The sequence below is a fragment of the Streptomyces sp. NPDC058469 genome (assembly GCF_042721125.1).
Classification (GTDB): Bacteria; Actinomycetota; Actinomycetes; order Streptomycetales; family Streptomycetaceae; genus Streptomyces.
This window is the reverse complement of record NZ_JBHXME010000083.1, coordinates 1-19563: the sequence shown is the minus strand read 5'-3', so window position 1 is coordinate 19563 and position 19563 is coordinate 1. Positions and strand designations below refer to the sequence as shown.

The following is a 19563-nucleotide window of genomic DNA, read 5'->3' as shown; positions in this document are numbered from 1 at the left end:
TTGCCTAGCTGTCGGAGCCGCCCGCCCGCAGTGACGCCAGGTCGGACTTGACGGTGTTGATCGGGATGGCGAAGCCGATGCCGATGCTTCCGGCCTCGGTCGACGAGGACGAGGAGTTCGAACTGGACGAGTACATCGCGGAGTTGATGCCGATGATGTTGCCGTTCGCGTCGATCAGGGCGCCGCCGGAGTTGCCGGGGTTGAGGGACGCGTCCGTCTGGATCGCCTTGTACGTCGTCGTGGACGAACCGGTGTCGCCGTTGAACTGCTGGCCGCCGAACTGGAACGGCCACTGGCCCTCGCCGCCGGAACCCTGGCTCTGGCTCTCGTCCGTCGAGACGGTCACGTCACGGTTCAGGGCGGAGACGATGCCGCTGGTGACCGTGCCGGTCAGACCCTCGGGGGAGCCGATCGCGACAACCGTGTCGCCGATCTGGACGCCGGCGGAGTTGCCGAGGGTGGCCGCCTTCAGACCGGAGGCGTTCGACAACTGGAGGAGCGCGAGGTCCTTCTTGCTGTCGGTGCCGACGACCTTCGCGGTGTACGACTTGCCGTCGCTCGTCTTGACCTTGATGGACGAGGCGCCGGAGATGACGTGGTTGTTGGTGACGATCTGGCCGTCGGTGGTGATGATCACGCCGGCACCGGTCGACGAGCCGTTGCTGAGGGTGGCCTCGACCTCGACCACGCTCGGGCTGACGGTCGCGGCGATCGTGGCGACGTCGCCCTTCTTGCTGGAGGGCACGACGGCCGTGGTGGTGCTGGAGGTGGCGACGGTGTCCTTGCCGGTCAGCTCCTGGAAGGCGTACGCCGTGCCGCCGCCGACGGCCGCGGCGACGATCGCCACGGCGGCGAGCAGCGCGAGCGGACCCCGGGTGCGCTTCTTGGGCTTGGGCGCCTCGGCCTGGACGTGGGTGAGGAGAGCCGTGTCGCCGCCGCCACCGTGACCGCTGCCGGCGTCAGCGGCGAGAGCCCCGCCGTCACCGGCGCCGTAGCCGTCACCGCCGCCGTACGCTCCGCCGTCGGCGCCGAAGGCGGCCTGCGGGGCGGGCGAGGGGGCGGGAGTACTGTCCGGCCACCCGGCGGCAGCCGGCTGCTGCGTCTGCTGGACGGGCTGAGCCTGCTGCACCGGCTGAGACTCCGGCACCGGCTGGTAGGCCGGCGGGGGCGGCCACTCCGGGTTCACGGGAGAAGAGACGTGCTGCTGCTGGGGGTACGCCTGCGGCTGGTCGCCCTGGGGGGTCTCGTACTCGCCGCTGCGGCGGAAGCTCTCGGTCATGGAACAGAGCCTGTCGCGCGATCATGAGAGGTACCTGAGTCCCCGCTGAGAAGCCCGACAGAACCTCGTATGCCCGATATAAAGACGCCGGAGCCCCGGAAATTCGGGGATTCCGGCGAACCCGGTGACCTCCGGGACAGGTGGGGTCAGGACGGCTGAGCCACGGAGACTGGGCCAGGACGGGTGGGCCGGGACGGGTGGAGTCAGGTCTCGCAGCCGAAGGACGTCAGCCTTCGCAGCCGCAGGACCTCAGCCTTCGCAGCCGCAGGACTGCCGGATCACCAGCCGCGACGGGAACACCTTCAGCCGCTCGCGCCGCGACCCCGCCACCCGCAGGCCGTCGTCGAGGACGAGGTCCACGGCCGCGCGGGCCATCGCCGGGCGGTCCGAAGCGATCGTCGTCAGCTTCGGGTCGGCCAGGGCCGCTTCCTTGATGTCGTCGAAGCCGATGACACCCAGCTCGCGCGGCACGTCGATGCGCAGCTCGCGCGCGGCCCGCAGCAGGCCGATCGCCTGGTCGTCGGTGGAGCAGAAGATCGCCGGGGGCCGCCGGGGTCCGGCCAGGATCCCCAGGGCGACCTGGTAGGCGTCGTAGCGGTTGTACGGCGCCTCGAAGAGGCGGTCCTCGGTCGGCAGGCCGGCCTCGGTCATCGCGCGCCGCCAGCCCTCGACGTGGTCGGAGACCGGGTCACCGACGGACGGCGTCTCCGCCGTACCGCCCATACAGGCGACGTATTCGTAGCCGTGCTCAAGGAGATGGCGTACGGCGACCTGGGCGCCGCCCAGGTCGTCTGTGACGACGGCGACGTCGTCGATCGCCTCGGGGCGCTCGTGCAGGAGGACGACCCGGGCGTCCCATGCCTCGATCTCCGCGGCGGCGTTGTCGTTCAGCGCGTGGCTGACGAGGATCAGGCCGGAGACCCGCATCCCGAGGAACGCGCGCAGGTAGTGCACCTCGCGCTCGCCCACGTAGTCGGAGTTGCCGACCAGCACCATCTTTCCGCGCTCGGACGCGGCCTGTTCCACCGCGTGCGCCATCTCCCCGAAGAAGGGCTGGCGCGCGTCCGGCACGATCAGGCCTATGAGGTCCGTACGCCGCGACGCCATGGCCTGGGCCACCCGGTCGGGTCGGTACCCCAGCTCCTTGATCGCGGCGAGGACACGCTCGCGCGTGGCCGGGGCAACCGGCCGGGGTCCGTTGTTGATGACATAGCTGACAACGGCGGTCGAAGTACCCGCCAGCCGCGCCACATCATCCCGAGTCACCTTGGCCACGCGCGGAGTCTACGCGGATGGACCCGCTCTGGGCAGGGCGTTTCGAAGCTTCTCTGAGCTTCTCCACAGCTTCTCTGTGCGGAAGCGACGCCCTGCCCGGATACGGTTACGCCTCGGCCCGGAGCTCGGCCGGGATCTCGGCGGCGTCCAGGGCGGCCGAATCGGCCGTACCGTCCGCATCCTCCGGCTTTGCGTCGGCGATGGCAGCGCTTGCCTTGAGCTTGGCCTCGTCGCCGCCCCGGTCGCCCTTCTCCGGGGTCACGAATCGATAACCGACGTTCCGGACGGTCCCGATCAGCGACTCGTGCTCGACTCCGAGCTTCGCGCGCAGGCGCCGTACGTGGACGTCGACCGTCCGCGTACCGCCGAAGTAGTCGTAGCCCCAGACCTCCTGCAGCAGCTGTGCGCGCGTGAAGACGCGGCCCGGGTGCTGTGCGAGGTACTTGAGGAGCTCGAACTCCTTGAAGGTCAGGTCGAGGACCCGGCCCTTGAGCTTGGCGGAGTACGTCGCCTCGTCCACGGAGAGATCGCCGTTGCGGATCTCCATGGGGGAGTCGTCGTTGACGATCTGCTGGCGGCCCATGGCCAGGCGCAGTCGCGCCTCGACCTCGGCCGGGCCGGCCGTGTCGAGCAGCACGTCGTCGATGCCCCAGTCGGCGGTGACGGCCGCGAGGCCGCCCTCGGTGACGACGAGGATGAGCGGACAGCCCGGACCGGTGGACCGGAGCAGCTGACACAGGCTGCGCACCTGAGGCAGGTCGCGGCGGCCGTCGATCAGGATGACGTCGGCACCTGGGGTGTCGACGAGGGCGGGGCCTTCGGCCGGAGCCACGCGCACGTTGTGCAGCAGCAGGCCAAGGGCCGGAAGCACCTCCGTCGACGGCTGGAGGGCATTGGTCAGGAGCAGCAGAGAACTCATACGTCTGGTTCCTCCTCGGTCCCTGCGAGGACGTTTGCGGCACTGCGGCATTGCGGCGATGCTCTGTGATCCCGGGGGCCCTGTATCACCGGCGTCCACCTGTGGTTTCCCGCGGTTTCCCGCTTCGTATACAACGCTCCCGGAAGCACAAAAGGACCCGGGGGCTTCGCTGCCCGAGTCCTCTGCCCAGCAGAATAGCCCACATGAGCACTGGTTCGGCAGGTCATGTGGCACGTTCCACCGTTCGTCCGAACTCTGAGACGATCAGACGCACACCTTTGCGGACGTTTCTGCACACCGACGACGGGGTGACGATCGATTCCGTATACGAACCGGGGGCGGCCGTATACGACGCCCCCCGGTCACCTTCCGGTGACCCGGTGTTCGTCGTGGCGCACGGTTTCACGGGCGACGTGGACAAGCCGCACATACGACGGGTGGCCGAGGCGTTCGCCCAGTACGGGGCCGTGGTCACCTTCTCCTTCCGGGGGCACGGCGCCTCCGGCGGACGGTCCACCGTCGGCGACCGCGAGGTGCTCGATCTGGCGGCGGCGGTCGCCTGGGCGCGCGAACAGGGGCACGCGCGCGTGGTCACCGTCGGCTTCTCGATGGGCGGTTCGGTGGTGCTGCGGCACGCGGCGCTGTACGGACCGGGTCGTTCCGAAAGTTCACCGGGTGATTCCGGGGGTTCGGGGCGCGAGGGGCGCACGGAAGCGCACACGGACGCGGTGGTTTCCGTGAGTGCGCCGGCCCGTTGGTACTACCGGGGCACGGCTCCCATGCGCAAGCTGCACTGGCTGGTGACCCGCCCCGAGGGCCGTCTGGTCGGCCGCTACGGCCTCAACACCCGTATCCACAACCGGGATTGGGACCCGGTCCCGCTCTCCCCGGTCGAGGCGGTCCCGCGCATCGCGCCGACGCCCCTCCTCATCGTGCACGGCGACCGCGACGGCTACTTCCCCGTCGACCACCCCCGCATGCTGGCCGACGCCGCCGGTGACCACGCCGAACTCTGGCTGGAGCCGGGCATGGGCCACGCCGAACACGCCTCCGCGGACGACCTGCTGGCCCGCATCGGGCGCTGGGGCAGTTCACAGGACAGTTAGCCTGACGGTGTTGACGCCTGTCCGTCGACACCGGTCTACCGAGGAAGCGAGCACATGCCAAAGGTCACGGTGCGCTACTGGGCCGCCGCGAAGGCCGCGGCCGGCATCGCCGAGGAGCCGTACGACGCGGCCACCCTCGCCGACGCCCTCACCGCCGTCCGCGAGCGACACCCCGGGGAACTCGCCCGCGTACTGCTGCGATGCTCGTTCCTCGTCGACGGTGACCCCGTGGGCACCCGCGGACATGAGACGGTACGGCTGGCCGAGGGCGGCACGGTCGAGGTGCTCCCGCCGTTCGCAGGAGGATGAGCGATGAGCAACCAGCCGTATGAGGGCTACGACGAGAACTACGACCCCTACGCGCAGCAACAGCAGCCGCAAGCACAGGCACAGGCCCAAGCGCAGGCGCAGGCGTGGCCCGGTCACCAGCAGCAGTCGTACGACGACCCGCAGGCCGACCAGCAGTACACCCAGCAGTGGCAGGGCCAGACCTGGGACACGCAGGTCCACCAGACCATGCCGCCCGCGCCCGCCGCCCCGGACGCCGCGTACCTGCCGCCGCAGAACCAGCAGGCGCCCCAGGGCTACGACCCCTACGCGCAGGCCCAGGCGTACGCCCAGCCGCCCGGACCCGAGGTGCAGGCACCGGTGGCCCCCGCCCCTGTGGCTCCCTCCGCCGCAGAGGGCTACGGCCCTCCCTCCCTCGTCGGCAACGCCCGCATCACCGACGCCCAGCGGGCCCGGCTGGAGGGGCGTTCGCCGATCATCGAACCGGGGATGCAGCCCGCCGCGCTCACCGCCGTGCTGGGGCTGCTGCTCGCGGTCACCGCGCAGGTCGGGTCGTACGCCCTCGTCGTGCCGCTCGTCGTTCTTCAGGCGGTGACGGCCGCGGGCTGGTTCCGGCTGAACGGGATGTGGCCCGCGCGGCAGGGCATCGCGCTGGCCTTCGCGGGCGCGCTCGTCGCGGACGTGGCACTGCTCGCGGCCGGGCGGGAGAACGGTCCCGCCGCGATCCTCGGCACCCTGGGTGTCTGGGTCCTGCTCTCCCTCGTCATGCAGCTGCGCTCGCACGCCGACCCGGACACCCGCATCCAGAGCCTGATGGCGACGGTCGCCTCGGCGGCCCTGGCCATCGTCGCGACCGGCCACCTGGCGGCCGACCCGGACGCGGTGACGGTCGGCGCGGCCGCGGTCGCGGTAGCCGTGTTGGCCCGCGCGCTTCCGCTGCCGACCGTGGCGTCCGTCGTCGTCTCCCTCCTCGCCGCCGCCGGTGCGGGCATCGCCGTCGGCGGGATGACGGGCCTCGGCGCGAAGGGCGCGTTCCTCGGCGCGGGCGCGGGGGTCTGTGCCCTCATCGGTCACCGTGTGTCGAGCTACGACTACCCGTCCCGCTTCGTCCACTTCACGGCCGGTGTGGCTCTGCCGCTCGCCGCGGCGGCCCCGGCGGTGTACGTGCTGGGACGGGCGCTGGTGTAGCCAAGTGCCGTGTCGTAGGCGGTAGTTAGTCGTGTAGACGGTAGTTGAGAGCACTGTCACAGGTGATCGACAATTTCCCGGTACACGCGTCTGGCAGGACTACTCTCGCGCTCGGCGGCCACCAGGTCGTTGTACCGCTTTCGTCGACGACCACCAGGTGGGGATCTCCGTACATGCGTGGGCTACGAATACTTCTGATCGTCGTGGTGATTCTGGGGGCCCTGTTCGTGATCGTGGACCGGGTCGCGGTCCACTTCGCGGAGCAGGAGGCGGCGTCCAAGGTGAAGACCAGCGAGAACCTGGCCAGCACCCCCGACGTCTCCATCAAGGGCTTCCCCTTCCTCACCCAGGTCGCCTCCGGTGAGCTGGACGACGTGGAACTCGGCGTCGCGGACTACGAGGCCCCGACCGGCAACACGAGCGGCACCGGCGCGACCACGATCCGGATCGACGATCTCAAGGCCGATATGAAGGACGTCAAGTTCTCCGGCGACTACAGCACCGCCACGGCGGCCACCGCGACGGGCACCGCGAGCATCTCCTACGACCAGCTGCTCAAGGCCGCCAAGTCGGCGCCGACGGACGTCTTCACCGGCGTCACGGCCCAGATCGTCAGCCTCTCGGACGGCGGCGACGGCAAGATCAAGGCCGACATGAAGGTCACGGTCTCCGGGATCGGGACGACGACGTACCCGGTGCTCAGCACGGTCAGCGTCGAGGGCAACACGGTCAAGGTGCACGCCGACAACCTGCCCAAGCTGGTCGTGGACCTCGCCGACTCCCGTATCCGCTCGATCACCGACTTCCAGCAGACGCTCGACCAGCTGCCTGGCGGCGTGAAGCTGGACAGTGTGCAGGCCGCGAAGAGCGGTGTGGACATCAAGGTGAAGGGTTCGAACGTCAGGCTGGCCGGGTAGGACGACGGGCGGTGCCGTTCCGGGTGGACGGCGGGTGTCCGAGGGGCGAGACGCCCGCGTCCGTGCGGCAGGGGAATTAACGGCTTCGAGGGCCCGGAATCCCTGTCGTAGGGCCTCCGGTGGCTTTCTTGTCTCACATCGCGGACGATCGCGTCTCAAAATACGACACACCGGTGACATGCCCCGCGATCCGTCCCTACGATCGACCCTATGCAGTGCACATGGAGCGCCCTTCGGCCGAGGGGCCAGGCGGACGACCTCACGAAGCGGCGGGCAGTGGACCTGTGCCGCGTCGCCGCCATGCTCTGTCGCACTTTCTGAGCGGAAGCGCAGACTTCCGCCTTCCCCCGTGCCCCTGATCAGGGGCACCCGCGCGCTGCCCTCGGAATCGAACCGGACGCGAGCGCGCACCCCTCTCTCACGCACCGCACCGCCGTAACTGCCCCGGAGGAGAAAAGCATGAGCCGCAGTGACGTCCTGGTCGACGCCGACTGGGTCGAGGCCAACCTCGACAACCCGACCGTGGCGATCGTCGAGGTCGACGAGGACACGTCCGCGTACGAGAAGAACCACATCAAGAACGCGATCCGGATCGACTGGACGAAGGACCTCCAGGACCCGGTACGCCGTGACTTCGTCGACCAGGAGGGCTTCGAGAAGCTCCTGTCCGGCAAGGGCATCGGCAACGACACGCTGGTGATCCTCTACGGCGGCAACAACAACTGGTTCGCCTCGTACGCCTACTGGTACTTCAAGCTCTACGGCCACGACAACGTCAAGCTCCTCGACGGTGGCCGCAAGAAGTGGGAGCTGGACGCCCGCGAGCTGGTCGAGGAAGTTCCCTCGCGCCCCACCACCGACTACAAGGCGAAGCCGCAGAACAAGGCGATCCGTGCGTTCCGCGACGACGTCGTGGCGGCCATCGGTGCGCAGAACCTGGTCGACGTCCGGTCGCCCGACGAGTTCAGCGGCAAGCTGCTCGCGCCGGCGCACCTTCCGCAGGAGCAGTCGCAGCGTCCGGGCCACGTCCCGTCCGCCCGCAACATCCCGTGGTCGAAGAACGCCAACGACGACGGCACCTTCAAGTCGGACGACGAGCTCAAGGAGCTCTACGTCGACGAGCAGGTCGACCTGGCGAAGGACACCATCGCGTACTGCCGTATCGGCGAGCGCTCGGCCCTGACCTGGTTCGTGCTGCACGAGCTGCTCGGTGTCGAGAACGTCAAGAACTACGACGGCTCCTGGACCGAGTACGGCTCCCTGGTCGGCGTCCCGATCGAGCTCGGCGCCAACAAGTAAGCAACCGCACAACCGCTGCGACCTGAAGGAAACCAAGACATGTGTGGAGCGAAGGCCGGCGGCCCCGACGCCTCGACGATCAAGCCCGGTGAGACCACCATCCAGGGCCAGGTGACCCGCGACGGCGAGCCGGTGACGGGCTACGTCCGGCTCCTGGACTCGACCGGCGAGTTCACCGCGGAGGTCCCGACCTCCGCCACGGGCCAGTTCCGCTTCTACGCGGCCGAAGGCACCTGGACCGTCCGCGCCCTCGTTCCGGGCGCCACCGCCGACCGCACGGTGGTCGCCCAGACGGGCGGCCTGGCGGAGGTGGCGATCGCCGTCTGATCGCCGTCCGGCAGCACGTGCACGGTCTGAAGGGCCGCACCTCTTTCGGTGCGGCCCTTTGGCGTGCCCGGGCCTACGCTTGAAGCATGCTGGCACGTCGCCGTCGCGTGGCCTCTTCTTGATGCGCTCCTTGCACTGCTTCGCAGGCTGCGGAGCGCTGCGCCGGCCTCCGGCCGTCGGCGCCGGTGGGCCTGCGTCTGTGAAGTGGCTTTGATGCGGGCCGACGCTGGAGGTGTCTACGCCCGCCGTCGACACGTGGCCCTTCCTTGACGCGTTGGCGCTGCTGGGGCCACACCTTTCCGGATGCGGCCCTTTGGCGTGCCCAGGCCTACCCTGGAAGCATGCTGGCACGTCGCCGTCGCGTGTACTTCGTCATGATGGGCATCTGTATCGGGCTGTTCGTCCTGGCCTGGGGAGTCGTGCGGATCTGGTCGGTGCCCGCGGCCGTGGGGATGTGCGTGGTCGCGATGCTGATCCCGCCGGTCGCCGCCATGGTCGCCAACCGGCGCGGCCCCGACGACCGCTGGTGGGACGACCCGTCCGGCGATCCCAAGTCCGACGACTGGTGGGACGAACTGGACGGCAAGAAGCGCCGCCAGTAGGCAACGCGGAAAGCGGGTACAGGGCGGGCATGTCTCCTACGACCTTGACCACCGTGGTGTTCGACGCGCCTGACGCGCACGAGCTGGCCGACTTCTACTGCCGACTGCTCGGGTACGTGGTGCGGGAGGACGAACCCGACTGGCTGGTCATCGTGCCGCCCGGGGGAGGCACCGGTCTCTCCTTCCAGACCGAGCCGGAGTACGTCCCGCCGGTGTGGCCCACCCGCAAGCCCGGCGAGCAGCAGATGATGCTGCACCTCGACATCGAGGTCGACGACCTGGAGACCGAGACGGCGAGGGCGGTGGCGGAGGGGGCCACGCTCGCCGACTACCAGCCCCAGGATCACGTACGGGTCTTCTTCGACCCGGCGGGACACCCGTTCTGTTTGTGGCGACAGACATAGGGGGTCTTCGAACGTGAGCGGTGCGGCCCTTTGTCCGTTCCCGCCGGAGCGGACCCTCTCCGCGGAAATGTGACACTTCTGGGTCGAGTGTCACATTTCCGGGACTCGCTCCCTGGCGCCGAGCGGCCCCGTGCAGCGCCCGACTTCGAAGACCCGGCATTGGTGGTCAGGTCGTAGCGATGATCGCCATCAGCAGTCCGCCGATGCACATCGCCGTGAGCGCCCCGGTCCAGAAGGCGTCCTCGCGCAGGGCCCGGGGTGCCCGGAACCGTCGGCGGCGGGCGGGTGCGGGCGCGGGCACGAGTGGTGGTGGCTCCTGCTGTCGTACGACGGGCAAGGGCGCGGGCATGAGCGGCGGCGGTACCGCCTGGACCGGGGGTACCTGGATCAGCTGGTGAGGGCGCGGACGGTTCATGCGGGGTGGGCCTCACTCCGGTGTTTGCGGAGCAGTACGTTCGCGTCGGTCTCGGCGCTGTGGTCATGTGCCGTGCGTGCGGCGGCCCGGAGTTCGGCCAGTTCCGCGCACCCCGCGCAACCGGGGGCCGGCTGCGGCGGGACGGCGACCAGGAACGGGGCGTCGGTCCGCGCGCGGTAGTTCGCCGCGCGGACCCCGGCGCTCATGCGCTCCTGGTCCGTCGCCGGTCGCAACGACTCGGGGTCGGCCTGCCACTCGCGCCCGCCGCCGACGGGGCGCAACAGCGCGTAGGGCCCTGCCTTGTCCTGGTACTCGCCGACCGTGTTGGTCGCGGGGTCGTAGAGCAGCGTTCCGGGTTCCATCGGCGCCTCCTCCTCTTCCTTTTTGTGCAACTTACATACAGAATGCGACAGTTGGACTACTCTGTGCATTCCTGGGTGTTACGAGGATGGCCCAGGTCGGAGGCGAACGCAGCGCCAACGGGCTCAACTTCCGCGTCTGGCGCTCCAAATTCCACAAATTCCACAGGAGGTCGCGATGCCGCAACGGCTGGTGGTCACGGAACGAAGCCATGAGCCCAGGAAGCGGTTTGCCGAGGAGTTGCGGCGGTTGAGGCGTGAACGGGGCCTGAGCCTGCGGGACTTGTCGAAGGGGGTCGGGTGGGACTCGTCGCTGTTCGGCAAGATGGAGCGAGGGGGCACGCTGGGTGGGCCCGAGGTCGTACAGGCGCTGGACCAGTTCTATGGGACGGCCCCGCTGCTACTCACCTTGTGGGAGTTGGCAGTTGGTGACCCGAGGCAGTTCAAGGAGCAGTACCGGCGGTATATGGCGTTGGAGGCCGAGGCTCTGGGGTTGTGGCAGTACTCCGTAAGCGCGCCGCCAGGTCTGCTCCAGACGGACGGGTATGTGCGCGAGGCGCTCGCGGCGGGTGGCGCCAAGGGCGAGGAACTGGAGCAGCAGGTTGAAGCGCGCGTGCGGCGACGGAAGTTGCTGGAGGGCGAGGACGCACCGCCGTTCCGCGCCATCATCTCCGAAGCGGTGCTGCGCATGGGGATGCGCGACAAGCAAGCATGGCGTCAGCAGTTGGGGTTCCTGGCTGAGGTGGCGGAGCACCCGAACATCACGCCCCACGTCCTGCCGTTCGGCAGTGGAGTCCACGGTCTGACGAACACCGACACCATGTTCCTGAGGCTGCCCGACGGTCGTACCGTGGCTTACACAGAGAACGATGTGCGTGGCGAACTGATCGAGGAAACCGAACGGGTTGAGCGCCTGCAACGTGCATATGATGCGGTACGCGACCTTGCGATGTCCCCGGCGGAGTCGCGATCGTTCGTCCTGCGGATGTTGGAGGAAGTGCCGTGCGAGTCATCGACCTGAGCAACGTCACATGGCGGAAGAGCAGTTACAGCAACACCGACGGCGGCAACTGCATCGAAGTCTCCGACGACTTGCTGAGCGCCGCCGACTGGCGCAAGAGCAGCTACAGCAACACCGACGGCGGCGAGTGCCTTGAGTTCGCCGACAACCTCCCCCTCGTCCCCGTCCGTGACAGCAAGAACCCCGCCCACGGCACCCTCGTCTTCGGCGTCGACGCCTGGGCGGAGTTCGTCGGCTCGGTCAAGACTCAGTAGACGAGCGCCTGCGTACTGTCAGCCATCGCCTCCTGTACGAACACCTGCGCCCCGGCGATCCGTACGCCCTCGATGACATCCTTCTCGGAGATGTCCCGCCGGGCAGCGCACTGCGTGCACAACGTGACGCGGCCCGCTGCCAGGATCGAGTCGATCAGGTCCGGCAGCGGTGCGGCGTGCGGGAGTTGGAACTCGGCGGCGCGGCCCGGCAGCGCGAACCACGCGGACTCCCCGGTCAGCCACAGCGAGACGTCCACCCCGCTGGCAACGGCGACCGCAGCCACCGTGAACGCCTGTGAGCAGCGTTCGGGAGCGTCGGCCCCTGCCGTCACCTTGATCACGAGCTTCTTCGACATGACCGAATCGTAATCAACTCCCTTACAACTCCCCGCAATAGCTGTGGGTCTTCTGTGCGCACATATGGAATGCACACGTCACGTTCTGTGGGGGACGTTTTGGAAGTACCCGAAGAAACACCTGAAGACAGACCGGGAGAGGTAACCGAAGAGGTAACCGAGCCCGTGTCCGAGACCGTGTCCGAGCCCGAGCCCGAGACCGCGTTCGATCCTGAGCCCGTGTCCGAGGCCCGCCCGCGCCGCCGCGGCCGTACCACTCTCCTGATCGCCGTCGCCGCCGTGCTCGGTGTCGTCGCCGGTACCTGCACGGGTTTTCTCGTCCAGGCCGACCGCGCGCCCGACAAGCTGCCCTCGCTCTCGCAGCCCACGCTCACGCAGGCGAAGGGCCCGGCTCCAGAGCCCCTGTCCGCCGCCCAGGACCGTCAGGTCAAGGTCGACGGCGACCTGCGCAAGCTCCTGCTCAAGAAACCGAGCGGGGCGCGGGCGGCCACCTACCCCCTGGGCAATGACGGCTGGCTGGACCTGGCCGAATACGCCGAGATGTTCACGACGCCGGACGATGCCTTCGGCTACCAGGTCGAGAAGGAGTTCCGGCGCGCCGCCGTCACTCAGTGGCGCGAGGGTACGCGCGACGTCGAGGTCCTCCTGGAGCAATACCGCCAGGAGGTCGGCCTCGGGGCCTCCGACACCGCCACCGACTCCTTCTACTGGGCCGAGCGCAAGTCTCACACCAGCAGCTGGGCCATCCCCGGCACGGGCGACGGAATGGCGTACGTCCACGGCGCCTCGGACGGCGAGTACAGCGCCGAGGCCCACGCCTGGCGCGGCGACGTCGCCTTGGAGATCTGGATCTACGACACGAAGCCGATCCCGAAGAAGAAGATCATGGATCTGGCAGAGCAGCAGATGGAGCGGCTGTGACCGAGAACCAGTCCGACGAGGCCGGACAGGCGGAGCCGGTGCAGTCCGCGGAGCCCACGAATCCGGTCACGCCCGAGGCTGCGCCCGTGCCCGTGGCTGCGCCCGTGCCCGAAGCCGTGCCCGAAGCCGTGCCCGAGCCCGAGCCCGAGCCCGAGCCCGAAGCCGAAGCCGAAGCCGTGCCCGAGGCCATCGCTGCGCCCGCGCCTGAAGCCGTGCCCGAGCCCCAGGCCCCCAAGAAGCCCGTCCGCCGTGGCCGTGTCGCCGCAGTCGCCGGCTGTGTCCTGCTGGCCCTCGCTGTCGTCGGCGGGGTCGGTTACACCGTGGTGACCGTGAACGGTGCCGACCGGGACGCGGGCGCCCCCACCTGGAAGTTCCCCAAGGACGCGGCGGAGCGGAAGGCGGCGCCGGCCAAGGGGCTGAGTGGCGTGCTCCAGCCGTACACCGCCCATGGGTACGTCCGCGGTCCGGACATCGCCGAGTTCGGGAACGACGCCGAGCTGACCGGGCGCGAGGCCACCGCCCTGCGCAAGGGGGAGTTCAGCGGCCTGCCCCGCTCCCAGCGGCTCCTGCTGGAGAAGCAGATCGACCGGGAGCAGATCAAGGGCATGGCCATGCGCAGCTACCTCTATCCCGCCGCCGAGGACATCAGCGCTTACACCGTCGAGGTCCAGCTGGTCCAGATGGACGAGAAGGCCGCACGGAGCCTCGCCACGTACGAGAACGAACTCCTGGACACGGTGACCGTGTTCCGAAAGGGGCCCACCGTCCCGGGCCACAAGGACGCGAAGTGCTTCCTGTCGAAGAACGAGGCCGGGGAGAAGCTCAGCGACATGCTCTGCTTCGCGTCCGAGGGCGACGTCATGATCACGATCAACGCGTCCGGGACCAAGGCGATGGACACGAAGGAGATCGCCTCGTTCCTGGGCGATCAGCTCGGCCGCATCAAGACGACGGGGGAAGCGGTATGACCGAGCAGCAAGAGGCCGAGACCTCGGCGGCGACTCCAGCCGAGACCTCGGCGGCGGTTCCGGTGGCGACTCCAGCCGAGACCTCGGCGGCGGTCCCGGCGGCGGCTCCAGCCGGGACCTCGGCGGCGGTCCCGGTGGCGGCTCCGGCGGAGACCTCGGCGGAGGCTCCGGCCGTGACTCCGGTGGCGGCTCCGGCGGAGGTCCCGGCCGAGGCCCCGGCCGTGGTCCCGCCCATGCCGGAAGCACCCCCGCTGGTGCCCGAGCCGGAAGCCGCGCCGCAAGCCCCGGTCCGCAAGGATCGCCGGGTCCTGCGCGCGGCCCTCCGCTGGACCGCGGCCGTCGTGGTGTTCGCGGCGGCCGGGGCGGGAACGGCGTACGGCATCACGCAGATGAAACGGACCGACGTACCCGGTCTCGCGACCGCGTCGGACGGGCGCTGGGACTACCCGGAGATCACCAGGCCGCCCCTGCCCTCCGGCAGCCCGGGCCCGTTCGCCGCGGCCAACAAGACGAACGCCCACTACGCGGACCAACGCGCACTGCTCCTGCCGGCGCCGAAGGGCGCGAAGGCCGACGCGTCGTTGCGCGGCACGGACGGCTGGCTGCCGACGAAGACGTTCCTCGCGCAGTACGCGGACGCGGACGACCGCAAGGAACTCGGCCAGAAACTGACCGACGACGGCCTCCGCCACATCACGTCCCGCGGCTGGACCACACTGGACGGCACGCACACCCGGATCTACCTGCTCCAGTTCGACACCGCGATCGCCGCGGACGAACTGTTCTCGCCGGGTCTCATCTCGTACGACAGCCCGGTCTACGCCCTGACCGGCGCCCCGGAGACCAGCTACGACGACGCCGTCAAGACCGAGATCCTCGCCGGGAACGTCAAGTCCTCGGCGTACACCGAGGACAAGCCGTACGGCGCCGAGGACGTGCGCCAGGCCTACCTCTCGGCCGGCGACACCCTCGCGCTGGTCGTGCAGTCCCGCAAGGGAGCGGCGAAGGCCGTCCCGTTCGAGCAGACGGTGACGCTCCAGAGCCAGCTGCTCGGCTGAACCACCGACTGCCGTACCTCACCGTGAGCACCGGGGCCCAGCCGCGTAAGCTGGGCCCCGGCCCTGTGTACGCAAGTACCGCACCACGCTCACCCAAGCTCATCCGAGGAGCACCCGTGGAGATCTTCTTCGAAACCCTGCTGGTCCTGGTCTGCGTCGGCGTCCTCGCCTTCGCCGGACTGAGCGTGAAGAAGCTGTACCAGGGCCAGCGCTGACCCCCACCGAGGAACTGCTGACGTCATGATCGAGATCCCGTCCGACCTCCACAAGGACCTGGTCCCCCTCGTCTTCCTGCTCGGCGACTGGGCCGGCGCGGGCGTGCACGACTTCCCGGGCTCCGAGAAGTGCAACTTCGGCCAGGAGGTCACCTTCAGTCACGACGGCCGTGACTTCCTGGAGTACCGCTCCCACACCTGGGTCCTGGACAACGACGGCAACAAGGTCCGCCCCCTGGAGACCGAGTCCGGCTTCTGGCGCATCGACGCCGACCGCAAGGTCGAGGTCACGATGACCCGCGACGACGGCGTGGTCGAGATCTGGTACGGCGAGCTGGCCAAGCAGAAGCCCCAGATCGACCTGGTCACGGACGCCGTCGCCCGCACCGCCGCCTCCGGCCCCTACACCGGCGGCAAGCGCCTCTACGGCTACGTCAAGAGCGACCTCATGTGGGTCGGCGAGAAGCAGACCCCCGAGGTCGAACTCCGCCCCTACATGTCCGCCCACCTGAAGAAGATCGTCACCCCGGACGACGTCGAACGCTGGGCGAAGGCCCTCCCGGACGACATGCCGGACGACGGGATCGCTTTCTTCAAGTAGTCCTAGACTCTGAGGTGTGGTGAGCACCCAAGGCATGGACCCAGGCACTGACTGGAAGACCGATCTGCGGCAGCGCGGCTACCGGCTGACCCCGCAGCGGCAGCTTGTGCTCGAAGCCGTGGACACCCTTGAGCACGCGACCCCCGACGACATCCTCGTGGAAGTGAGGAAGACGGCGTCGGGGGTCAACATCTCCACGGTGTACCGGACCCTGGAGCTCCTCGAAGAGCTCCAGCTGGTCAGTCACGCGCACCTGGGGCACGGGGCGCCGACGTACCACCTCGCCGACCGGCACCACCACATCCACCTCGTCTGCCGTGACTGCACGAACGTCATCGAGGCCGATGTCGAGGTGGCCGCCGAGTTCCGGGCCAAGCTGCGGGACACCTTCGGCTTCGAGACGGACATGAAGCACTTCGCGATCTTCGGCCGCTGCAAGGACTGCGCAAAAGCCCGCGAGAACGCGACCGGTAAGACTTCAGCTGAGTCTTCAACTACCGAGTCGTAGGCTTACCGGTATGAAGAGCCCCCTGTTGTCCCTGCCCGGCGCCGTCTCCGCCGAAGGAGTGGACGAAGGCGTCGCCGCCCACTACGGCGACCTGTTCCGTGAGCAGCGCACCCTCGCCGACGGCACCGGTTTCGTGGACCTCTCGCACCGCGGGGTCGTCGCCGTCACCGGTGACGACCGGCTGAGCTGGCTGCACCTCCTGCTCACCCAGCACGTCAGCGACCTGCCCACCGGCGTGGCCACCGAGGCGCTGATCCTCTCCGCGCACGGCCACATCGAGCACGCCCTGTACCTCGTCGACGACGGCACCACGGTGTGGATGCACACCGAACCGGACACCCAGGAGGCGCTCATCGCCTACCTGGAGTCGATGAAGTTCTTCTACCGCGTCGAAGTCACCGACCGCACAAGCGAGTTCGCGGTGGTGTACGTCCCCGCCGGTTCCATCGCCGAGGTCCCGGCCGGCGCCGTCGTACGCGAGACGCCGTACGGCCGTGATCTCTTCCTCCCGCGCGAGGACCTGGAGTCGTACGCCGAGAAGTCCGGCCCGCCGGCCGGGATTCTGGCCTACGAGGCGCTGCGCGTCGAGCACCACCGCCCCCGCCTCGGCTTCGAGACCGACCACCGCACCATCCCGCACGAGCTGGGCTGGATCGGCACGGCGGTCCATCTCCAGAAGGGCTGCTACCGCGGCCAGGAGACCGTCGCCCGCGTCGAGAACCTCGGCAAGCCCCCGCGCCGCCTCGTCTTCCTCCACCTCGACGGCAGCGAGGTCCATCTCCCGGGCCACGGCACGGAGTTGAGGCTCGCGGAGGAGGGCGCGGAGGGCCGGAAGATCGGCTTCATCACGACGTCCGTACGCCACCACGAACTCGGCCCGATCGCCCTCGCGTTGGTGAAGCGGAACGTGCCGCTGGACGCGCCGCTGCTGGCCGATACGACGGCGGCGGCCCAGGAAGTCGTCGTGGAGCCGTAGGGCTTTCGAGAGGACCTTAGAGGTCGACTACTACGGTGAACGGGCCGTCGTTCGTGAGCGAGACGCGCATCTGGGCGCCGAAGCGGCCCGTGGCCACCGTGGCGCCCAGGGCGCGGAGTTGGGAGACGACCTCGTCGACGAGTGGCTCCGCGATGTCGCCGGGGGCGGCGGCGTTCCAGGTGGGGCGGCGGCCCTTGCGGGCGTCGCCGTAGAGCGTGAACTGGCTGATGACGAGGAGCGGGGCGTCGATGTCGCTGCACGACTTCTCGTCGTGCAGCATGCGGATCGACCAGAGTTTGCGGGCCAGTTGGGCCGCCTTCTCCTTGGTGTCCTCGTGGGTGACGCCGACGAGGACGCAGAGTCCCTCGCCCTCGATCGCCCCGACCGTCTCGCCCTCCACGACGACGCTCGCGCCGTCCACCCTCTGCACCACTGCTCGCATGGGTTCCATGATGCCGTGCGGGCGGGAACGGCTCGGAGGGGGCCGTAGGAGAGCCGTAAGAGGGTCGTAGGAGGGCCTATTTTTGATCCTTAACCCCCCATCTGGGGCCGTTCGGGGGCACTCGGTCACATAGCGGCCACTTGGGGTGGCACGATGCTGTCCACACGCCGGTCGAGGGACGGTAGAGGCACATGAGCACACCGAGTACCGGGCAGCCCCCCGGGCCTGTCTCGCTGATCCGCGCGGGAGGACCGGCCACGCGCCGTCCGCCCGCGCAGCGCGTCGACAGCCCGCTGCTGCCCGCCGAACCGCCCGCACCGGCCCTGACCGCGCTACGGCTCCCGGAGCTGCGCGCGCTGCGCCGCGACGCCCAGCGGGACGAGGCCGACCTGAGTTACGTACGACGGCTCCTCCAGGGCCGGATCGACATCCTGCGCGCCGAACTGGCCCGGCGTTCCCCGGCGGGCGCGGCCTCCGTCGTCGACCGGCTGTCGGAGATCCTGACCGACGCACCCGCCCGGCACCGCTCGTCGGCCCGGCACGTCACGCTGGGCACCCCGCACAGCGAGGAGTACCGGCTGCTGGCCGCCGAGATGCTCGCCGAGGTCGAACTGTCCGACCTGGAAGCGCGCACCGACCTGGAACTGACCACCGCGATGGGCCGCCTCGTACGGTACGAACAGCAGGTGTCCCGCCGCCGTCAGCTCCTCCAGCACACGGCCGACGGCTGCAGCGCGGAGATCGCCCGCAGGTACCGTGAGGGAGAGGCACAGGTGGACGACCTGCTGATGTGAGGGGCCCGGCGTGACGACTGAGGATGCAGGGTTTGCGGGAGCTTTTGATACGCCTCCTCCGGTGCTTGCGGAGGTCGTCCGTTCCGGCTTCGTGGAGAGTCGGCACAGGGGAAGCTTGGTGGTCCTGGCAGCGGACGGTTCGGTGGAATGGGCGCTGGGTGATGTGACGACCCCCGTCTTCCCTCGCTCCTCCAACAAGCCGATGCAAGCGGCGGGAGTCCTGCGCGCGGGCCTGGACCTCACCGGCGAACGCCTCGCGATCGCCGCCGCGAGCCACTCCGGCGAACTCTTCCACCGAGATCTCGTACGACGCCTGCTCGCCGAACACGGCCTGGACGCAGGGCAGTTGCAGTGCCCGCCGGACCTTCCGCTGGACCCGGTCGAGCAGGAGACGTACCTGGCGTCGGGTGCCGTACGTGACCGGATCGCCATGAACTGTTCCGGCAAGCACACGGCGATGTTGGCGGCGTCGCTGCTGCGGGGGTGGCCGCTGGAGTCGTACCTGGACCCCGGGCATCCGTTGCAAAAACTTATCCACAGGGTTGTGGACGAATCGGCGGGGGAGCGGGTCGCGGCTGTGGGTACGGACGGCTGCGGTGCCCCGTTGCTGGCGATCAGCCTGACGGGCCTGGCGCGTGCGTACCGTTCCTTCGTTCTGGCGGAGCCGGGTTCGGCTGAACGCAGGGTCGCTGACGCGATGCGGGCTCACCCCGAGTACGTCGCCGGCACGCGGCGGCCTGACACCCACCTGATGCGCGCGGTACCGGGCCTGTTGTCGAAGATGGGTGCGGAGGCGGTCCAGGCGGTTGCCCTTCCGGACGGGCGGGCGCTTGCGTTCAAGGTGGAGGACGGGGCGGGGCGGGCGTTGGGGCCTGTGCTGGGGCGGGCGTTGGAATTGATGGGGGTGCCGGCGGGGGAGCGGCTGGGGAAGGCGGCTGTGCTGGGCGGGGGGCGTGAAGTGGGAGAGATTCGGGCGGTGTTTTAGAGGCGAGGGTTGGGCCACTCGCTTCATTGCCAGTGTCGGGGGTCCGCGCGCCGCCGTAAAGGGGCGGCCCCGCGGGGGCTGGGCGG

The 19563-nt window shown here is 69.3% G+C and carries 26 protein-coding genes; 19 read left to right on the top strand and 7 right to left on the bottom strand.

Going from position 1 to position 19563, the window contains the following annotated elements:
* Positions 1–4: 4 nt before the first annotated feature.
* The 3 genes from ACFWP5_RS30170 to ACFWP5_RS30160 all read right to left on the bottom strand — a co-directional run bounded on the left by ACFWP5_RS30170 (position 5) and on the right by ACFWP5_RS30160 (position 3473).
* Positions 5–1279, bottom strand: coding sequence for a S1C family serine protease (locus ACFWP5_RS30170; protein ID WP_384163335.1), 1275 nt, complete (start codon positions 1277–1279; stop codon positions 5–7).
* A gap of 249 nt (positions 1280–1528) precedes the next feature.
* Positions 1529–2554, bottom strand: a complete 1026-nt coding sequence (locus tag ACFWP5_RS30165; RefSeq protein ID WP_384163332.1) for a LacI family DNA-binding transcriptional regulator — start codon at positions 2552–2554, stop codon at positions 1529–1531.
* Between the two features lie 106 nt (positions 2555–2660).
* The gene (locus tag ACFWP5_RS30160) at positions 2661–3473 is read right to left on the bottom strand and encodes a winged-helix domain-containing protein (protein ID WP_384163329.1); all 813 of its coding nucleotides are present in this window, start codon (positions 3471–3473) and stop codon (positions 2661–2663) included.
* A 203-nt stretch (positions 3474–3676) separates the two neighbouring features.
* Here ACFWP5_RS30160 and ACFWP5_RS30155 point away from each other — a divergent pair, with 203 nt between their 5' ends.
* The 9 genes from ACFWP5_RS30155 (at position 3677) to ACFWP5_RS30115 (ending at position 9604) form a co-directional block, all read left to right on the top strand.
* Positions 3677–4579, top strand: a complete 903-nt coding sequence (locus ACFWP5_RS30155; protein ID WP_384163326.1) for an alpha/beta hydrolase — start codon at positions 3677–3679, stop codon at positions 4577–4579.
* Between the two features lie 54 nt (positions 4580–4633).
* The gene (locus ACFWP5_RS30150) at positions 4634–4888 is read left to right on the top strand and encodes a MoaD/ThiS family protein (protein WP_384163323.1); all 255 of its coding nucleotides are present in this window, start codon (positions 4634–4636) and stop codon (positions 4886–4888) included.
* 3 nt (positions 4889–4891) lie between these two features.
* Positions 4892–6055 carry a hypothetical protein gene (locus tag ACFWP5_RS30145; protein WP_384163319.1) on the top strand — a complete coding sequence of 388 codons (1164 nt, stop codon included), beginning with the start codon at positions 4892–4894 and terminating at the stop codon, positions 6053–6055.
* A gap of 173 nt (positions 6056–6228) precedes the next feature.
* Positions 6229–6972 (top strand): DUF2993 domain-containing protein, encoded by a 744-nt coding sequence (locus ACFWP5_RS30140; protein ID WP_384163316.1) that lies wholly within the window; start codon positions 6229–6231, stop codon positions 6970–6972.
* A 210-nt stretch (positions 6973–7182) separates the two neighbouring features.
* The gene (locus tag ACFWP5_RS30135) at positions 7183–7293 is read left to right on the top strand and encodes a putative leader peptide (protein WP_384163313.1); all 111 of its coding nucleotides are present in this window, start codon (positions 7183–7185) and stop codon (positions 7291–7293) included.
* 138 nt (positions 7294–7431) lie between these two features.
* A complete protein-coding gene (locus tag ACFWP5_RS30130) occupies positions 7432–8271 on the top strand; it encodes a sulfurtransferase (protein ID WP_384163310.1) in 840 nt (279 codons plus the stop codon).
* Positions 8272–8310: 39 nt separating this feature from the next.
* On the top strand, positions 8311–8598 hold the full coding sequence (locus tag ACFWP5_RS30125; protein WP_266770873.1) for a DUF1416 domain-containing protein: 288 nt from the start codon (positions 8311–8313) through the stop codon (positions 8596–8598).
* A 341-nt stretch (positions 8599–8939) separates the two neighbouring features.
* Positions 8940–9200, top strand: coding sequence for a DUF3099 domain-containing protein (locus tag ACFWP5_RS30120; protein ID WP_384163307.1), 261 nt, complete (start codon positions 8940–8942; stop codon positions 9198–9200).
* Positions 9201–9229: 29 nt separating this feature from the next.
* Complete coding sequence (locus ACFWP5_RS30115; protein WP_384163304.1) at positions 9230–9604, top strand: VOC family protein; 375 nt, start codon at positions 9230–9232, stop codon at positions 9602–9604.
* A 166-nt stretch (positions 9605–9770) separates the two neighbouring features.
* Here ACFWP5_RS30115 and ACFWP5_RS30110 read toward each other — a convergent pair whose 3' ends face one another.
* Both ACFWP5_RS30110 and ACFWP5_RS30105 read right to left on the bottom strand, forming a co-directional pair.
* Positions 9771–10019, bottom strand: a complete 249-nt coding sequence (locus ACFWP5_RS30110) for a hypothetical protein (RefSeq protein WP_384163301.1) — start codon at positions 10017–10019, stop codon at positions 9771–9773.
* Complete coding sequence (locus ACFWP5_RS30105; protein WP_384163298.1) at positions 10016–10381, bottom strand: hypothetical protein; 366 nt, start codon at positions 10379–10381, stop codon at positions 10016–10018. Before ACFWP5_RS30105 ends, ACFWP5_RS30110 begins: the two co-directional genes overlap by 4 nt.
* Positions 10382–10556: 175 nt before the next feature.
* Here ACFWP5_RS30105 and ACFWP5_RS30100 point away from each other — a divergent pair, with 175 nt between their 5' ends.
* Together ACFWP5_RS30100 and ACFWP5_RS30095 are read left to right on the top strand one after the other, a co-directional pair.
* On the top strand, positions 10557–11399 hold the full coding sequence (locus tag ACFWP5_RS30100) for a DUF5753 domain-containing protein (RefSeq protein ID WP_384163295.1): 843 nt from the start codon (positions 10557–10559) through the stop codon (positions 11397–11399).
* Positions 11381–11653: a DUF397 domain-containing protein gene (locus tag ACFWP5_RS30095; RefSeq protein WP_384163292.1), complete on the top strand. Its 273-nt coding sequence runs from the start codon at positions 11381–11383 to the stop codon at positions 11651–11653. Before ACFWP5_RS30100 ends, ACFWP5_RS30095 begins: the two co-directional genes overlap by 19 nt.
* Here the strand turns inward: ACFWP5_RS30095 and ACFWP5_RS30090 are convergent.
* Positions 11647–12009 carry a DsrE family protein gene (locus ACFWP5_RS30090; protein WP_384163289.1) on the bottom strand — a complete coding sequence of 121 codons (363 nt, stop codon included), beginning with the start codon at positions 12007–12009 and terminating at the stop codon, positions 11647–11649. The two genes, ACFWP5_RS30095 and ACFWP5_RS30090, sit on opposite strands and share 7 nt — an antisense overlap.
* Positions 12010–12174: 165 nt before the next feature.
* Between ACFWP5_RS30090 and ACFWP5_RS30085 the strand changes: the two genes are divergently transcribed.
* From ACFWP5_RS30085 to ACFWP5_RS30060, 6 genes are all read left to right on the top strand, one after another.
* A complete protein-coding gene (locus ACFWP5_RS30085; RefSeq protein WP_384163286.1) occupies positions 12175–12930 on the top strand; it encodes a hypothetical protein in 756 nt (251 codons plus the stop codon).
* On the top strand, positions 12927–13898 hold the full coding sequence (locus ACFWP5_RS30080; RefSeq protein WP_384163283.1) for a hypothetical protein: 972 nt from the start codon (positions 12927–12929) through the stop codon (positions 13896–13898). The genes ACFWP5_RS30085 and ACFWP5_RS30080 overlap by 4 nt, the downstream gene beginning before the upstream one ends.
* The gene (locus ACFWP5_RS30075; protein ID WP_384163280.1) at positions 13895–14956 is read left to right on the top strand and encodes a hypothetical protein; all 1062 of its coding nucleotides are present in this window, start codon (positions 13895–13897) and stop codon (positions 14954–14956) included. The genes ACFWP5_RS30080 and ACFWP5_RS30075 overlap by 4 nt, the downstream gene beginning before the upstream one ends.
* A 240-nt stretch (positions 14957–15196) precedes the next feature.
* Entirely contained in the window at positions 15197–15772 is a 576-nt protein-coding gene (locus tag ACFWP5_RS30070) for an FABP family protein (protein ID WP_043673101.1), read from the top strand.
* 34 nt (positions 15773–15806) lie between these two features.
* On the top strand, positions 15807–16280 hold the full coding sequence (locus tag ACFWP5_RS30065; protein WP_384163276.1) for a Fur family transcriptional regulator: 474 nt from the start codon (positions 15807–15809) through the stop codon (positions 16278–16280).
* Between the two features lie 10 nt (positions 16281–16290).
* Positions 16291–17256 carry a YgfZ/GcvT domain-containing protein gene (locus ACFWP5_RS30060; RefSeq protein ID WP_384163273.1) on the top strand — a complete coding sequence of 322 codons (966 nt, stop codon included), beginning with the start codon at positions 16291–16293 and terminating at the stop codon, positions 17254–17256.
* Positions 17257–17272: 16 nt separating this feature from the next.
* On the opposite strand, the gene dtd is transcribed toward ACFWP5_RS30060, so the two are convergent.
* Positions 17273–17698 carry a D-aminoacyl-tRNA deacylase gene (gene dtd / locus ACFWP5_RS30055; RefSeq protein WP_384163270.1) on the bottom strand — a complete coding sequence of 142 codons (426 nt, stop codon included), beginning with the start codon at positions 17696–17698 and terminating at the stop codon, positions 17273–17275.
* A gap of 191 nt (positions 17699–17889) precedes the next feature.
* On the opposite strand from dtd, the gene ACFWP5_RS30050 reads away from it, so the two are divergent.
* Both ACFWP5_RS30050 and ACFWP5_RS30045 read left to right on the top strand, forming a co-directional pair.
* Positions 17890–18492, top strand: a complete 603-nt coding sequence (locus ACFWP5_RS30050) for an aerial mycelium formation protein (RefSeq protein WP_384163267.1) — start codon at positions 17890–17892, stop codon at positions 18490–18492.
* 10 nt (positions 18493–18502) lie between these two features.
* Entirely contained in the window at positions 18503–19477 is a 975-nt protein-coding gene (locus ACFWP5_RS30045) for an asparaginase (RefSeq protein WP_384163264.1), read from the top strand.
* Positions 19478–19563 lie beyond the last annotated feature (86 nt).

What these genes read in the sequence shown, in the direction of transcription:
- ACFWP5_RS30170 (WP_384163335.1), bottom strand. Translation starts at nt 1,279, where the DNA reads ATGACCGAGAGCTTCCGCCGCAGCGGCGAGTACGAGACCCCCCAGGGC.
- ACFWP5_RS30160 (WP_384163329.1), bottom strand. Translation starts at nt 3,473, where the DNA reads ATGAGTTCTCTGCTGCTCCTGACCAATGCCCTCCAGCCGTCGACGGAG.
- ACFWP5_RS30155 (WP_384163326.1), top strand. Translation starts at nt 3,677, where the DNA reads ATGAGCACTGGTTCGGCAGGTCATGTGGCACGTTCCACCGTTCGTCCG.
- ACFWP5_RS30150 (WP_384163323.1), top strand. Translation starts at nt 4,634, where the DNA reads ATGCCAAAGGTCACGGTGCGCTACTGGGCCGCCGCGAAGGCCGCGGCC.
- ACFWP5_RS30145 (WP_384163319.1), top strand. Translation starts at nt 4,892, where the DNA reads ATGAGCAACCAGCCGTATGAGGGCTACGACGAGAACTACGACCCCTAC.
- ACFWP5_RS30140 (WP_384163316.1), top strand. Translation starts at nt 6,229, where the DNA reads ATGCGTGGGCTACGAATACTTCTGATCGTCGTGGTGATTCTGGGGGCC.
- ACFWP5_RS30135 (WP_384163313.1), top strand. Translation starts at nt 7,183, where the DNA reads ATGCAGTGCACATGGAGCGCCCTTCGGCCGAGGGGCCAGGCGGACGAC.
- ACFWP5_RS30130 (WP_384163310.1), top strand. Translation starts at nt 7,432, where the DNA reads ATGAGCCGCAGTGACGTCCTGGTCGACGCCGACTGGGTCGAGGCCAAC.
- ACFWP5_RS30125 (WP_266770873.1), top strand. Translation starts at nt 8,311, where the DNA reads ATGTGTGGAGCGAAGGCCGGCGGCCCCGACGCCTCGACGATCAAGCCC.
- ACFWP5_RS30120 (WP_384163307.1), top strand. Translation starts at nt 8,940, where the DNA reads ATGCTGGCACGTCGCCGTCGCGTGTACTTCGTCATGATGGGCATCTGT.
- ACFWP5_RS30115 (WP_384163304.1), top strand. Translation starts at nt 9,230, where the DNA reads ATGTCTCCTACGACCTTGACCACCGTGGTGTTCGACGCGCCTGACGCG.
- ACFWP5_RS30110 (WP_384163301.1), bottom strand. Translation starts at nt 10,019, where the DNA reads ATGAACCGTCCGCGCCCTCACCAGCTGATCCAGGTACCCCCGGTCCAG.
- ACFWP5_RS30105 (WP_384163298.1), bottom strand. Translation starts at nt 10,381, where the DNA reads ATGGAACCCGGAACGCTGCTCTACGACCCCGCGACCAACACGGTCGGC.
- ACFWP5_RS30100 (WP_384163295.1), top strand. Translation starts at nt 10,557, where the DNA reads ATGCCGCAACGGCTGGTGGTCACGGAACGAAGCCATGAGCCCAGGAAG.
- ACFWP5_RS30090 (WP_384163289.1), bottom strand. Translation starts at nt 12,009, where the DNA reads ATGTCGAAGAAGCTCGTGATCAAGGTGACGGCAGGGGCCGACGCTCCC.
- ACFWP5_RS30075 (WP_384163280.1), top strand. Translation starts at nt 13,895, where the DNA reads ATGACCGAGCAGCAAGAGGCCGAGACCTCGGCGGCGACTCCAGCCGAG.
- ACFWP5_RS30070 (WP_043673101.1), top strand. Translation starts at nt 15,197, where the DNA reads ATGATCGAGATCCCGTCCGACCTCCACAAGGACCTGGTCCCCCTCGTC.
- ACFWP5_RS30065 (WP_384163276.1), top strand. Translation starts at nt 15,807, where the DNA reads ATGGACCCAGGCACTGACTGGAAGACCGATCTGCGGCAGCGCGGCTAC.
- ACFWP5_RS30060 (WP_384163273.1), top strand. Translation starts at nt 16,291, where the DNA reads ATGAAGAGCCCCCTGTTGTCCCTGCCCGGCGCCGTCTCCGCCGAAGGA.
- dtd (WP_384163270.1), bottom strand. Translation starts at nt 17,698, where the DNA reads ATGCGAGCAGTGGTGCAGAGGGTGGACGGCGCGAGCGTCGTCGTGGAG.
- ACFWP5_RS30050 (WP_384163267.1), top strand. Translation starts at nt 17,890, where the DNA reads ATGAGCACACCGAGTACCGGGCAGCCCCCCGGGCCTGTCTCGCTGATC.